The 15,224-nt window shown below is 36.2% G+C and carries 12 protein-coding genes and 1 other annotated feature; of the genes, 11 read left to right on the plus strand and 1 reads right to left on the minus strand.

What is annotated here, in order from left to right:
- The 5 genes from MHB48_RS09275 to MHB48_RS09295 all read left to right on the plus strand — a co-directional run bounded on the left by MHB48_RS09275 (position 1) and on the right by MHB48_RS09295 (position 5,492).
- A complete protein-coding gene (locus tag MHB48_RS09275; RefSeq protein WP_342601158.1) occupies positions 1-1,581 on the plus strand; it encodes an ABC transporter substrate-binding protein in 1,581 nt (526 codons plus the stop codon).
- Between the two features lie 72 nt (positions 1,582-1,653).
- A complete protein-coding gene (locus MHB48_RS09280) occupies positions 1,654-2,619 on the plus strand; it encodes an ABC transporter permease (RefSeq protein WP_342601159.1) in 966 nt (321 codons plus the stop codon).
- Positions 2,620-2,670: 51 nt separating this feature from the next.
- Entirely contained in the window at positions 2,671-3,528 is an 858-nt protein-coding gene (locus MHB48_RS09285; protein WP_342601160.1) for an ABC transporter permease, read from the plus strand.
- A gap of 16 nt (positions 3,529-3,544) precedes the next feature.
- A complete protein-coding gene (locus MHB48_RS09290; protein WP_342601161.1) occupies positions 3,545-4,519 on the plus strand; it encodes an ABC transporter ATP-binding protein in 975 nt (324 codons plus the stop codon).
- The gene (locus MHB48_RS09295) at positions 4,509-5,492 is read left to right on the plus strand and encodes an ABC transporter ATP-binding protein (protein ID WP_342601162.1); all 984 of its coding nucleotides are present in this window, start codon (positions 4,509-4,511) and stop codon (positions 5,490-5,492) included. The genes MHB48_RS09290 and MHB48_RS09295 overlap by 11 nt, the downstream gene beginning before the upstream one ends.
- A 230-nt stretch (positions 5,493-5,722) precedes the next feature.
- On the opposite strand, the gene MHB48_RS09300 is transcribed toward MHB48_RS09295, so the two are convergent.
- The gene (locus tag MHB48_RS09300; protein ID WP_342601163.1) at positions 5,723-6,826 is read right to left on the minus strand and encodes a Xaa-Pro peptidase family protein; all 1,104 of its coding nucleotides are present in this window, start codon (positions 6,824-6,826) and stop codon (positions 5,723-5,725) included.
- A 523-nt stretch (positions 6,827-7,349) separates the two neighbouring features.
- Between MHB48_RS09300 and MHB48_RS09305 the strand changes: the two genes are divergently transcribed.
- The 6 genes from MHB48_RS09305 (at position 7,350) to MHB48_RS09330 (ending at position 14,602) form a co-directional block, all read left to right on the plus strand.
- On the plus strand, positions 7,350-9,038 hold the full coding sequence (locus tag MHB48_RS09305; RefSeq protein WP_342601164.1) for a peptide ABC transporter substrate-binding protein: 1,689 nt from the start codon (positions 7,350-7,352) through the stop codon (positions 9,036-9,038).
- Between the two features lie 111 nt (positions 9,039-9,149).
- Positions 9,150-10,088 (plus strand): oligopeptide ABC transporter permease, encoded by a 939-nt coding sequence (opp3b, locus tag MHB48_RS09310; RefSeq protein WP_342601165.1) that lies wholly within the window; start codon positions 9,150-9,152, stop codon positions 10,086-10,088.
- Positions 10,075-11,091, plus strand: a complete 1,017-nt coding sequence (gene opp3C / locus MHB48_RS09315; RefSeq protein ID WP_342601166.1) for an oligopeptide ABC transporter permease — start codon at positions 10,075-10,077, stop codon at positions 11,089-11,091. Before opp3b ends, opp3C begins: the two co-directional genes overlap by 14 nt.
- 11 nt (positions 11,092-11,102) lie before the next feature.
- Positions 11,103-13,079, plus strand: coding sequence for an ABC transporter ATP-binding protein (locus tag MHB48_RS09320; protein WP_342601167.1), 1,977 nt, complete (start codon positions 11,103-11,105; stop codon positions 13,077-13,079).
- A 25-nt stretch (positions 13,080-13,104) separates the two neighbouring features.
- On the plus strand, positions 13,105-13,473 hold the full coding sequence (locus tag MHB48_RS09325; RefSeq protein WP_342601168.1) for a DUF3899 domain-containing protein: 369 nt from the start codon (positions 13,105-13,107) through the stop codon (positions 13,471-13,473).
- Between the two features lie 52 nt (positions 13,474-13,525).
- The gene (locus MHB48_RS09330) at positions 13,526-14,602 is read left to right on the plus strand and encodes a Xaa-Pro peptidase family protein (protein WP_342601169.1); all 1,077 of its coding nucleotides are present in this window, start codon (positions 13,526-13,528) and stop codon (positions 14,600-14,602) included.
- Positions 14,603-14,934: 332 nt separating this feature from the next.
- Positions 14,935-15,152 (plus strand) — a binding site (T-box leader).
- Positions 15,153-15,224: the final 72 nt, after the last annotated feature.

A 15,224-nucleotide genomic window follows, 5' to 3' on the forward strand; every position in this document is an offset into this window, starting at 1 on the left:
ATGAAAAAAATTTTAATATTTTCATTGATTGCTTTAATGTTAGTTATTTCTGGGTGCAGCTCATCAAATCCACTAGTAGAGACCAGTGGAGAGACAGGTGAAAAAGTTGTAAAGGGTGAAAAATCTATCGTAATCGCATTGGGATCAGATCCAGTACATTTTAATCCCAATGTAGGGGATGGAGGATCCGGGTACGTAACATCTAATATAATGAATTCTCTGGTAAAAATTGATGATGGTTTTAATATATTACCGGATCTTGCTAAAAAGTGGGACATTTCCGAGGATGGAAAAAAGTATACTTTTCATTTGCACAAAGGGGTAAAATGGCACGATAATGAGCCGTTTAAGTCCAAGGATGTTAAATGGACGATTGATACGATAATAAAAGAAAAAGGGTTCATCGTGAATCAGCTTGGGACGGTTGAAAGTATTGAAACTCCCGATGATAACACAGTGGTGATCAACCTTACTGAGCCAAATGCAGCCATATTAAGTATTTTATCGGGTGCTAAAATCATGCCTTCCCATCTCTATGAGGGTACTGACTGGGTTACAAATCCTGCTAATAAAAACCCGATAGGAACTGGCCCTTTCAAATTGGCTAAACATAACCGTGGTGTAAGTGTCGTATTGGAGGCAAATAAGGACTATTTTGAAGGTCCACCTAAAATTGATAAGTTAGTATTTTCGGTAATCCCAGATGAAAACACGGTCGTACAATCCTTCTTAAATGGTGAAGTTGACGTAATTGATTATAGTTCTGCGATTTCACCTGCTGCAGTTCCAGGATTGGAAAAAAGGGACGATGTAAAAGTAGTGAAAGCTCTGTCAAATTCAAGGCAATATATGATTGCAAATACCTCTAAGAAGCCTTGGGATGACGTAAGAGTACGAGAAGCCTTAGCATATGCAATTGATCGAGATGAGCTTGTCGCAAAAGCACATAAAGGCTATGGCTGGCCAGCTGAAGGATTTTATACACCTGCCGTTGAGTGGGCCTATAATGACACAGATGTCATGCCCAAAAGAGATATAGAAAAAGCAAAGCAGTTACTTGATGAGGCAGGACTAAAACCAGATAGCAACGGTGTTAGAATCAAAGATCTTGAAATTTCAATCTTTCAGTTTCCGGTATTCGCAGATATAGCAAAGATTGTTCAATCAAATTTAAAAGAGATTGGTATTGAATCTACTATTACGTCACTTGAATACTCTGCTTGGGATGAAAAGGTTCGAAGCGGTGATTATGATGTTACGATTCTGGGTGGTAACCATGGTATTGACCCAGAAGGGTTGTTTGTTAGGGTAGGCACAGAAGGTTCAATGAACTTAATGAACTATAGTAATCCAGAAATCGATAGACTTTTAGCAGAAGGCTTGAGAGTATCGGATCAAGCCGAACGTGCTGTTATTTATAAAGAAGTACAACAAATTATGTCAGAAGAATATCCTGTCATACCTTTAACTGAATGGATGTATATCTTTGTGATGAAGGATTATATTTCTGGTCATCCAATCGATGACGGGATCGGAAAAGTAGGAGCAGCAGAGTACTACATTCTAGATACTGCTAAGTAATCATATAAAAAGCTGCCAATGGCAATGTATTGAAAGTAGCCATTGGCCTTTATTTAGAAAGAAGGTGTGATTTTGAAACAATTTATAATAAAACGTTTCTCAACCGGTCTTTTGGCTGTAATTGTTGTTATGATTATTAGTTTCTTCTTAATGCATGCAGCTCCTGGGGATCCTATAAGAATTTTAGCTGGAAGAGATAATCCGTCTGAAGAAATGATAAGTGAGCTCCAAAAAAAATATGGACTTGATCAGCCAGTTCATATTCAATTGGTGTCCTATTTGAAAAACGTAGCAAAGGGAGATTTTGGGGAATCAATACTTTATAACGAACCTGTCATGCATCTTATAGTTGCGACTATGGGACCTTCTTTATTATTAGCGCTAACCGGAGCAATTCTAGCACTTATTATTGGAACAGGTTTAGGACTATACGCCGGTCAACATTATGGGTCAAAAAGAGACAAGGTTATTACTGGATTGGCATATATCTTCAATTCCATGCCTTCTTTTTGGTTGGCAATTATGTTTATCATGATATTTGCATCATGGTTAAATATTCTACCAACTTCAGGAATGATGGATTTGCGAAGCAATTATACGGGATTACCTTATTATACTGATTTATTTAAACATCTGATTCTACCTGTTACTACACTATCATTAATTCAAATTCCAACCTATTTTAAAATAGCACAAACGACGGTATTACAAGTAAAATCGGAAGATTTCGTTACGACATTTATAGCTACTGGTATGAGTGAAAAAAAAATCTTCAACAAATATGTTTTAAAAAATGTATTGCTTCCAACTGTAACTGTGTTCGGATTAACTTTGGCTTACATAGTTTCAGGATCTGCTTTGATTGAAATAGTTTTTTCATGGCCAGGTACAGGAAGACTTATGTTAGATGCTATTATGCGCAGGGACTATCCATTACTAATGGGTATTTATTTGATCATGTCCATCTCGATTGCAGTAATGATGGTAGTCACAGATGTAGTTTATGCCTTCATCGATCCAAGAATTAGATACAAGTGATTATGGACATTATTAAATGAGCTTACATCTGTTCAAAGGAGGCAATGACTAATGGAACTTATAAAAAGAAGCGGTATTTTTACTAAAAGATCATTTTCTGTAATTAACAACAATTCACTTCTTAAATCAGGAAGTATCATTTTAATATTATTATTAATAATAGTTGCATTTGCACCATTGTTTGCGACCCATGATCCATATCAACTTGGTGATGATTTATTAGAAGCGCCTGGAAAAGATTACTGGTTAGGAACTGACGGATTAGGAAGAGACATTTACAGTATGATCATCTATGGTGCAAGGACATCGCTTCTGATTGGACTTGTATCTGCACTCATTTCAGGAGTTATTGGCACTCTTGTAGGTGCGGTAGCTGGCTATTTCGGTGGTAGAACGGATAGGATTATATCAGAAATTATTAATATTTTTTTAATGATCCCATCATTTTTCCTAATTTTAATTGTTGTAGCATTATTTGGGAGTAATTTATTGAACGTTATGATAGTTATTGGTTTAACTTCATGGCCTAGCAACGCCCGTCTTATGAGAGTTCAAGCAATTAGTTTGAAAAAAAGAGTGTTTATTCAAAGTGTTGATACTATTGGTGAAACTCATTTGTCTATTCTATTCAAGTACATTATTCCAAATGGTATATTCCCAGTAATTGCAAACACTACACTAAGTGTAGCAGGGGCTATTTTGACAGAGGCAGGGTTAAGCTTTTTAGGATTGGGTGATCCAAACCTAATAAGCTGGGGACAAATGATATACGACGGGAAGGCATACATGACTTCAGCATGGTGGATTTCTACTTTTTCCGGTCTCGCTACAGTGATTCTAGTTGTTAGCTTCTATTTGATTGGTGATGGTTTAAATACATTACTGAACCCTAAGCGAAAAGGTGAATAATTAGGAGGGGCTTATATTGTCTATTTTAGAAATCAAAAACTTAAATGTAGTTTATACCGGAAGAAATGAAGATGTTCATGCAGTAAATGATGTCTCTCTAACAATCCAAGCAGGAGAGTCTATAGGAATAGTGGGTGAAAGTGGTTCTGGTAAATCAACACTCGCAATGGCTGTCTTACGTCTTTTGCCAGAAAAAAAGACAAATGTTACAGGGGATATAAAATTTAATGGCGTTGACGTCCTAAGTATGAGTTCAAAAGATTATAAGCAGATTAGATGGAAAGAAATATCAGTGGTGTTTCAAAAATCAATGAACGCACTTAGCCCTATACACAAAATTGGTAGTCAATTGGAGGATATATATAGAGTCCATGAGCCTAATGAAAGCAAAAAAAAAATTAAGGAAGAAATCCTTAAGCTTTTTGCAATGGTTAACTTATCTGAGAGAGTCTACAGTCTATATCCTCACGAATTATCCGGGGGAATGCTACAAAGGGTTTCCATAGCACTAAGCCTTATCCACCAACCTTCTTTTATTGTTTTAGATGAAGCAACAACTGCATTGGATGTTGTCACACAAGGGCAGATTTTAAGTGAAATTAAAAAGCTTGAAAGTGAAATCAGCATGACCAGAATGATGATAACACACGACATTTCTGTTGTCGCAACATCTTGCGATAAAGTGGCAGTAATGTATGCAGGGAAAGTTATGGAAGTAGGTAAGGTTAAAGATGTATTATTGAGCCCTGCTCACCCTTACACACAAGGTTTAATGAACTCATTTCCTTCATTAAAAGGAGAGAAAAAACAACTGAGTGGTATAAAGGGATTTCTACCTAATTTGTCAGAAAAGCAAATAGGATGTATTTTTGTTCCGAGATGTCAATTCGCTAAGAGTATTTGTCAAACTACTTCGCCGAAAGATTATGAACTTGGTCAGGAGCATAGATCTTCTTGCCACATGCATGGGAGTGAATACTATGAAAAATGATGAGAGTAATGTTTTGGAAGTAAATAATATTAGCAAGTGGTTTGAACAAAGGTCATCAATGTTTAATATTAAATCTAAAAAATGGGTCAAATCGGTAGATAAGGTGAGTTTTAAACTGGCAAAAGGAGAGGTTCTTGGAATAATAGGTGAAAGCGGATGTGGAAAATCCACGCTCGGCAAGGTACTGATTAATTTGGAGTCGCCAACAAATGGGGATATTCTTATTAATGGATTTTCTGCAGCTGAATTAATTAAAAAAGACAAAAAATCATTTAAAAGAAATTTACAGATGATATTCCAAAATCCTTTCGATACTTTTCCACCTGGTCATACAATAGGCAGATTAATGATAAGACCATTGGAGATTCATGAAATAGGATCTAACTATAAAGAGCGCTTTGAACTTTGTAAAGTTACCCTTGAGGAAGCAGGATTAAAACCAGGAGAAGATTTTATGAATAGATACCCCCATGAACTTTCTGGGGGCCAATTACAAAGGATATCTATTTTAAGAGCAATGTTATTAAATCCTTCCTTTCTAGTGGCAGATGAGCCGGTTTCGATGCTAGATTTATCTGTTAGAGCAGATATTATCAACATGTTGAAAAAGTTAACAAAGGAAAGTGATACTGCTATGATATTTATCAGCCATGATATCGCTGCTGCTAGGTATATTTCAGATAAAATTGCGGTAATGTATTTAGGTAGAATTGTAGAAATGGGTAACGCCGAGGACTTAATTCAAAATCCTCAACATCCATATACTCAAGCATTAATTTCGAATTGCTCCTCAATTGATATTACTGAGAACGATGAGCCAATCAAAATCGAAGGAGAACCGCCAACACCGGTTAATCCAGGACCAGGATGTTATTTCGCAAATAGGTGTTTCAAAGCTACAGGTAAATGTCATGAATCATATCCAGAATATGTGGAAAAGGAAAATGAACATATCTATAGTTGTTTTTATTAATAATCTATTTTTTCAATCTGGTTAAAATTATACTATTGTCTCTTTTGAGTTCTATTTGTAAACACACGGTTAGAAATTGTTCCTCGTGTTAAGTTTGACAAATTTATTAATCAATATTTCATTTAGAGATGAAGATAATTTTAAACAAATAATTATGCCTTTGATTGTAAAGAAAACAGGTATCCATTCCTGTTTCCCATTACATTCAAAGGCATTTATCAATTAGAAACCTATAAGATTTTCAAATGTTTTGGAAAGGAAGTCAATACTTCTACTTTACCTTCTTCATTGATGTACACGATATCTTCAATGCGTACACCTCCATTTTCAGGAATATAAATACCAGGCTCAATGGTGAATACTAAACCTGTTTCAGCGATCTCCATATTCTTCTCATGAATCGAAGGTTCTTCATGGATCTCTATTCCTAAGCCATGGCCAACACGGTTATTGAAGTATTGCCCGTAACCATGGTCAATAATGACCTTTCTTGCTGCGATGTCGAATGCATTTACTGGTATCCCCGCTTGAATTGCATTTATTCCCGCTTCATTTGACTTGAGAACGATATCGTAAATTTCTTTTTGTTTTTCAGATGCTTCGCCGATGATGAATGTTCTTGTAATATCAGAACAATAGCCATCTTTGATAACCCCGAAATCAATTAAAAGATAGTCGCCTTTCTGAATTTTGCGCGCGCCTGGAGAACCGTGTGGTAATGCAGCCTTTTCTCCTGATAGGACTATTGTTGAAAAGGATGGTCCATCTGCTCCGAATTTTCGCATGAGAAATTCTAGTTCCCCAGTTAATTCCGCTTCTGTCATGCCTACTTTTACTTTCTTAATGCCTTCCTCCAACACTTTTTCTATAATCTCAATTGCCTTTCTTAAGTGGCCAATTTCTTCGGTTGATTTTTTCTTTCGTTGTTTATTAATAAATGGTTGTACGTCAACGACTTGTACAAATGGGAAATGATCACTAAAACTCTTGAATCGGTAGTAACTAAGTGCTTTGGCCTCAATGCCAATTGATTTTGAAATATTTCCGATTGTATTTTTTACTACTTCGAAAGGAAGTTGTTCATCGGAAATAGGAATAATACTTTTAATATCGGATGCTTGTGCAGCCGCTTCTTTATCTAAAGCAGGGACGAATAGATAAGTATTATTGCTAAGTGTGTTCATTATTAAAGACATGAATCTTTCATGTGGGTCAGATTTAAAACCAGTGTAGTAAAAGACGTTTGCAGGATCGGTAATCATCACCGCAAATATCTCCTGTTCAAGGAGATAATTTTTCAAAAGCGTTCGTCTTTGTTCAAACAGTTTGTTCATAATGATGGCCTCCTAGAGATGTAATACTTATACACTTGCAAGAATCGTGCCCAATAATATAGTAACGACAATTCATTAGTTCGGATAATTTTGAGTTTTCTGTTAAGTTGGCATGGATATTGCATTAAATATTACTAAAGAAGAAGGGGGAAGATAAGAAGGCATAGTGAGTTCTTTTAAGGAAATTTCGTAGAAAGTTGATTTAGAAGTAACAAGGATGAGAGGGGTATCGGAAATTTAAATCTGCTCTGCTTGTGTGTAAAGGTGTTTTTCGATTTATTACACCTTATAAATGTAGTGTGTTTTGGCACTCCATTCTGAAGACAAAAAACATTTCTAGTTTACAAGTAATAACTGTATAAATATCTATACAATTAATAAAAAAAATACACTCTTTTATCAACTGTATAAATAATTTTACATTCGGTAAAAAATATACACTATATTAACGTTTGTGCTAAATTTTAACATTAATATTCTTTGTCTTTTGTAAACCATACTAATAGTTTAGGAGGCGGAATCAATGAAAAGAAATTTGAAACTACTTTTAACATTCATGTTAACTATTTTAGTTGTATTAGCTGGATGCTATGGCGGTGAAAAGAAAGAAACAACAGAAGTGAAAAAAGGTGAGAATTCGAGTGAAGAAACTGCAAATACGAGTGAAGAAACTGCAAATCCGAGTGTCCTTCATCTAGCAGTTGCTGGAGAAATTCCGACACTTAAAACAAACGGTCAGATGGATGGACTTTCACAAACAATAATTCAGAATATTTTTGAGGGTCTATTCAGAATGGATGCTAATGACAATATTATCGAAGGTGTTGTGGATACTTATGACATTAGTGAGGATGGGAAAAAATACACGTTCCACTTGAAAAAAGATTCAGTATGGAGTAACGATAAACCAGTGACAGCAGATGACTTTGTTTATGCGTGGAAAAGAAATTTACATCCGGATACTATTTCAGCACATGCCTATTTAATGGGTCCTATGAAAAATGCCTCTGCTATCCAAGATCCTGAAAATGCCCTTTATGGAAAAGTAGATGAACTAGGAGTTAAGGCAGTTGATGCCTCTACTTTAGAAGTGGAATTGGACAATACTGTGCCTTATTTCGTAGAACTCTTGACAAATCCTGTTTTCTATCCACAAAATCAAGAATTTGTAGAGGCAGAAGGTGATCAATATGCCCTAGAGCCAGAGAATTTGATTTTTAATGGACCATTCATCTTGGAAACTTGGGATCATGATCAAAAATGGATTTTGAAAAAGAACCAGAAATACTGGGATGCAGACAATGTAAAACTTGATGAAGTCAATTTCAAAGTGGCCAAAGACACTGCGACTGAAGTTAACCTGTATGAGACTAACACAATTGACGTTGTCAACTTGTCTTCAGAGTTTGTGGATGTATACAAGGATCATAAGGAATATACAACTACACTCAAATCAGAAGTATATTTTTTACGTATGAATCAAAAAAATCCACAATTAGCAAATGTTAATATCCGTAAAGCAATAGATATGGGCTGGGATAAAGAACAAGTTGCAAATGCCATCTTAAAGAACGGTTCTAAAGCTGCTCATTGGCTAGTATTCCCTGGTTTTGTTGATACACCAAATGGTGAGGATTTTAGAGATACCTTCGGTGAATTGAACAAAGGAACAGTTGAAGAAGCGCAAAAACTTTGGAATACAGGTCTTAAAGAACTTGGGGTAAGTGAAATTTCGTTAGAACTACTTAGTTACGATGACGGTCAACGAAAATCAGTAGCGGAGTTTATGAAAAATCAATTGGAAAAAAATCTACCTGGATTAAAGATTACTATTAACCAACAACCGAATAAACAAAAATTGGCGTTGGAAGATGCACAGGACTATGATTTGTCCCACTCCGGTTGGAGAAATGATGTTGCAGATCCCGTTGAGTTTTTATCTGTGTTTTTATCAGATGGACCTTATAATTGGCAAAGTTTCAAGAACGAACAATTTGATTTGTTTGTAAAGAAAGCAATGGTTGATTTTTCGGATAATGAACAACGTATCAAGGAATTACAGGAAGCTGAGGATATATTGATTGGACAGGAAGCGGCAATATCTCCAATGTACCAAGCAGGTTCAGCGCGGCTCATCAAGCCTTATGTGAAAGGCCTCACAGCACATTCCAATTCGACATCTTCATATCAGTGGGTATCAATCGAAAAGTAATTAATGTTTAATAAAATCTTCCTGCTATGTCTCCCATATGAGAATTAATTATGCGAGATATAGCAGATTACTTTAATGACAATATAAATCATGAAAAAGGTAGTGACTTGCGTGAAAAAATATATTGGAAGCAGAGTCATGTATATGCTATTTACATTCCTACTTATTGCAACATTCACATTTTTTTTAATGCAAACGTTACCGGGCTCCCCATTCAATGATGAACGAATGACGACAGAACAAAAAGAAATAATGTATGAAAGATATGGCTTAAATGAGCCAATGTCTGTTCAATACTTTAAGTATTTGAGAAATATAGTTAAAGGTGATTTCGGAGTATCATTTCAATTTGATGGTAGATCTGTCTCAAGCATTATTGGAGAAAGAATTGGCGTGTCGGCAATACTCGGAGCACAATCACTAATTGTGGGTACAATTATTGGACTCTTTTTAGGAATTGTTGCAGCACTGAGGCATAACACATTGATTGATTACGGAGCTATGGTGATAGCCGTTTTAGGACTGTCAATACCTAGCTTTGTACTAGCTGGTTTGCTCCAATACTGGATAGGAGTTCGCCTTCAATGGTTACCAGTTGCATTTTGGGAAGGATTTGAATATTCCATTCTACCGACAATTGCTTTATCTGCATTTGTTGTCGCAACGATGGCTCGATTTATGCGAACGGAAATGCTTGAAGTACTAGGGCATGAATTCATTACGACTGCCCGTGCGAAAGGTATTAGTGATTTTGCAGTTATCTGGAAGCATGGTTTACGAAATTCCATGATTCCCATAGTCACGATATTGGGCCCATTAACTGTTGGATTAATGACTGGAACATTAGTTGTAGAAAAAATATTTAGTGTTCCTGGCTTAGGTGACCAATTTGTAAAATCTATCTTAACAAATGATTATCCAGTTATTATGGGTGTTACGCTCTTTTATAGTTTTTTATTTATATTAGTTATCCTAATAGTGGACTTACTATATACCGTTATAGATCCGAGAATCCGGCTTGCAGGAGGTGGGCAGCGTGAAGGTAAATGAATTTGAACTGTCCGATGACTTATTTGAAGAAGCTGGGAATGAATTTATAGTAGAGAAAAACGACAGTAGCCCTTCATCAACTTTTTGGAAAGATTCCTGGACTCGTTTGCGTAAAAATAATGGGTCCATTATGGGCTTAATCCTTATTATTACCATCATTACTCTCGCAATATTCGGCCCAATGATGAATTCACACGGATTCGACGATCAAGATTTAACAAGAGCAAACTTACCACCAAAAATTCCTGTGTTGGAACACGTTTCATTCTTAGGAATGAATGGAGTCGACATCCGAGGGACAGATCAATACGAAGCAAAAGGTGTTTCTGAATACTATTGGTTTGGAACGGATGATTTGGGGCGTGATTTATGGACTCGTATTTGGCAAGGAACGAGAATCTCGTTATACATCGCTTTTTTAGCAGCTGCATTGGATTTAGTAATTGGCGTTGCATACGGCAGTATTTCTGCCTATTACGGTGGAAGAATTGACAATATAATGCAACGAATTATAGAAGTACTTATGGGTGTTCCTAACTTGATAGTAGTAATTCTATTAATCTTAGTACTAAAGCCAGGAATATTATCTATTACATTAGCGATGGTAATTACCGGTTGGGTCAATATGGCCAGGATTGTAAGAGGCCAGGTTTTAAAATTAAAAGGTCAAGAATTTGTTCTTGCCTCCAGAACCTTGGGTGCAAATGATAAGCGGCTCATTTGGGGTCACCTTATTCCAAATTCATTGGGACCTATCATTATCACGACAATGTTTACTATTCCAACAGCAATCTTTACTGAAGCGTTTCTGAGTTTTATTGGATTAGGGCTACAACCTCCAATCGCTTCATTAGGAACGATTGTAAATGATGGGTTTAAGATGCTGAAAATATATCCACATATGCTTTTGTTTTCATCAATTATTATCAGTTTAACCATGATTAGTTTTAACCTACTAGGCGATGGTCTACGAGATTCCTTTGACCCGAAAATGAAAAAATAGAGGTGAATATAGTGGAAAAAATCTTATCCGTAGACGATTTGCATATTTCATTCGATACGTATGATGGGGAAGTAAAAGCAGTTAGAGGTGTTACATTCGATTTATATAAAGGTGAAACTTTGGCGATTGTTGGGGAATCAGGATCTGGTAAATCGGTTATGTCTAAAAGCATCATGGGATTTATACCTAAACCTTCTGGAAGAGTAGTAAAGGGGAATATCTGGTATAAAAAACATGATATTACTACTTTTTCGAAAAAAGAGTTGATGAACATCCGGGGATCAGATATTTCGATTATATTCCAAGATCCGATGACATCTCTGAATCCTACAATGACTGTCAAAAATCAAATCATTGAAGGGATTTTGGCGCATCAAAAACTCTCGAAAAAAGAAGCGGGAAAGAAAGCGATAGAATTGCTTGGTTTAGTTGGCATTGTAAATCCAGAGGAAAGAGCTAAGCAGTACCCACATCAATTCTCTGGTGGTATGCAACAGCGTGTTGTCATTGCAATGGCCCTTGCTTGTAATCCAGAAATATTAATCGCAGATGAGCCGACAACTGCACTTGATGTAACAGTCCAATCGCAAGTTTTGGACTTGTTGAAGGATATTCAATTGAAAATGGGGACATCGATTATTTTTATTACGCATGATCTTGGGGTTGTTGCTAACATAGCTGACCGAGTAGCTGTTATGTATGCAGGTAAAATAGTAGAGATTGGGAAAACGGAAGAAGTTTTTTATAATTCACAACATCCTTATACAAAGGGGTTGTTGGCTGCAATGCCTGATTTAAACACAAGTCAAGATGAGTTGCATACGATTCCGGGCTCTCCTCCGAATCTACTTTACCCACCTGCTGGTGATGCTTTTGCACAGCGGAATGAGAATGCATTAAAAATTGACTTCATTCATGAGCCTCCGATGTTCAAGGTATCAGATACACATTATGCATCTACATGGCTATTACATGAAAAAGCATCACCAACGGCAGCAATAATTCGTGTTAATCACAAGGAAAAAAAGCAAAAGACAAGCAATATTGTTCGAGAAATTTCTACTGAAAAACTATTGGAAGTGAAAGGGTTAAAACAGCACTTTAATAGTGGAAAAAATAAGGTTATTAAAGCAGTAGATGGGGTATCTTTCGAAATTTACAAAGGGGAAACATTTGGTCTAGTTGGAGAATCAGGTTGCGGGAAATCAACGACCGGAAGAACGTTGATACGTTTATACAATGCGACAGACGGTAAAGTCTACTTTAAAGGTGTCGATATTCAAAAAAGTAATAAACTAAATCTGAATAAAAATATCCAAATGATTTTTCAAGATCCCTATTCATCACTAAATCCTAGATGGACTGTTACAGACATTATAGCAGAAGGGATGGATATTCACGGATTATATACTTCCCAGAAAGAGCGGATGGAAAAAGTTTATGATTTATTGAAAACTGTCGGTCTATCAAAAGAACATGCAAACCGTTATCCTCATGAATTCAGTGGCGGTCAAAGGCAGCGCATTGGTATCGCAAGAGCACTTGCCGTCGACCCTGAACTTATTATTGCAGATGAACCAATCTCAGCTTTGGACGTCTCCATTCAAGCACAAATTACAAATTTACTGAAAAAGCTGCAAAGAGAAAAAAATCTGACGTATTTATTTATTGCCCATGATTTGTCAATGGTCAAGTATATTAGCGATCGTGTTGGTGTCATGTACCAAGGGAAATTGGTTGAAGTAGCAGAGAGCAACGAGTTGTATAATAATCCGCTTCATCCTTATACGAAATCTCTATTATCTGCCATCCCAGTTCCGGATCCGAAAGTGGAGAAAACTAGAAAAAAAATAGAGAAAGAACAATGGGATACTACCTCAGAAGATTACCAGTTACGAGAGGTGACTGAGGGACATTGGGTTGCATGCAATGAAGCACAATATAAGAAGTATACAAAGTTTGCATTAAAGCATTTGCATGTCCTTTAACTATTCTAGGAAAGGATTGGTGAAAGTGAGAGCAATTGAAGTGAATAAAGGATATTCATGGACTATTTTGCTAATTGCACAAGTGGTAATGCTATTTTTTATCTTAAATGTAGGTGTTGCTTATTGGGATGTTTTCTTTCTCATTGGTTTACTATTATTTATGGTTGGGGGTGTGCTTCTTCTATTAGAAAATGGAGTGTTCAATTTTTTCTTTTATAGTTTTAGAAAGTTTTTGCAAATATCTTCAAAAGTTGAAAGGTTTGTGTCAGAAGTGAATAGAGAGAGTAACTACAAAGGGCAACCTTTGAAGAAATCGTCGTTCACTTTATTTATACTTTTAACAGGTATCGTGATCATAATTGTTTCAACGATTTTTCCATACTATCTTTTCTAAGTAACTATGAATGTTGAAATATAAAAAAATACTTAAACATTGGAGGAGAAAAATGAATAGTGTAGAAAAAATACAAAAAGAATTAGATGAATTAAATATTGATGGAATGATGATTAACGGAGATTGGAATAGAAGATACGTTTCTGGCTTTACTGGAAGTAATGGTATTGTCCTTATAACAAAAAAAGATGTGAGATTCATCACTGATTACCGCTATTTTGAGCAGGCGACTATTCAAACCGATATGGCTGTTGTTTTGCACAAGGATCATACTGGACATAAGCATAAAATTTATGATGAAGTGGCGAAACAAATCAAAGATATGGGTATTACACGTCTTGGCTTTGAACAACAGCATCTCAATTTTGGAAATTACGTCAAATTGAAAGCCCTTATTAACTCGGAGCTGATTCCGACATATGATTTAGTGGAAAATATGCGTATGGTAAAGTCTCCTGATGAAATAGAAAGCATAAGAATTTCTTCTAAGATTACGGATGATGCATTTGTATATATTTTGAATATTATCCGCCCAGGGTTGACTGAATTAGAGGTAGCAGGGGAATTGGAAAACTTTATTAAAAAGAATGGTGGAATGACTTCGACTTTCAGCCCGATTGTGGCATCTGGAACTAGGGGATCCCTACCGCATGGTCGGGCTAGTGATAAGATTTTAGAAAAGGGCGATATGATCACCATCGATTTTGGGACAAACTACAATGGCTATTGGTCTGACATTTCGAGAGTTGTAGCATTAGGAGAACCTAACGAAAAAATGAAAGAAGTTCAACAAGCTGTCTACCGTTCGTTTACTAACTGTGCCAATCATATAAAAGCCGGAATGACGGATCAGGAAGTGGATAAATATATGAGGGATATATTAATAGAAACAGGATTTAATGAAGTTTCTGGAACAGGCACAGGACATGGAATTGGGTTGGAAGTTCATGAAAAACCACTCTTTTCAGTAGACTCTGAGAAAATTTTGTTACCAAACATGGTTGTTACAATTGAGCCAGGTGTCTATTTGAAGGACATTGGAGGTGCCCGTTTAGAAGATATGCTAATTATCACGGAAGAAGGTTGTGAGGTATTATCACCATCAACGAAAGAATTGGTAATTTTGTAAGTATAAGTTGCAAAATAAGCCCATGATGATTGTAACTCTTCTGAAAGAATCAAAGTAAGGCTTCAAAGGATAGAAGCTACTAACAAAATATCCAGCAAAAATTACTTCTAATTCATTTGGTTTCTGAAAAGGCGTAGATAAAGCGTCAATTACCGCTTTAGACCCTAAATAAGAGCCACCAAAACAATAACAACTAACACATAAAAATAGTTTGACAATTAGAAGTCTTCCTACTATCATAGTAGTAACTTTTATGTTCGGATACGGGTAGAAGGAACCGAGAGCGGTTTCGCCCATTGAACAGACGAGCTGAGAATAGATGAGCATAGCTGAGAAATTGTTTGAATAAGAAGAGTAGCATTAGTATGCAAGGAAGAGAGTCAGTGGTTGGTGAGAACTGATTTGTAGCTAATGTGAATGGACTTATGAGAGCTATCTTGAGAACGATGAGTCGTTTTAGAGATAGACGTGTTTCCTACGTTACAGGATATGAAGTGGGAGTGGATACACTCCAACAAGAGGTGGCAACGCGGTCGATACCGTCCTCTTCAAAGGGATTTTTCTGAATTCCTTTGAAGAGGGCTTTTTTTATTTCTTTTAGAAATCAAAGGCTACTGCGGAT

It is taken from the genome of Psychrobacillus sp. FSL H8-0483 (genome assembly GCF_038637725.1).
Lineage (GTDB): Bacteria > Bacillota > Bacilli > Bacillales_A > Planococcaceae > Psychrobacillus.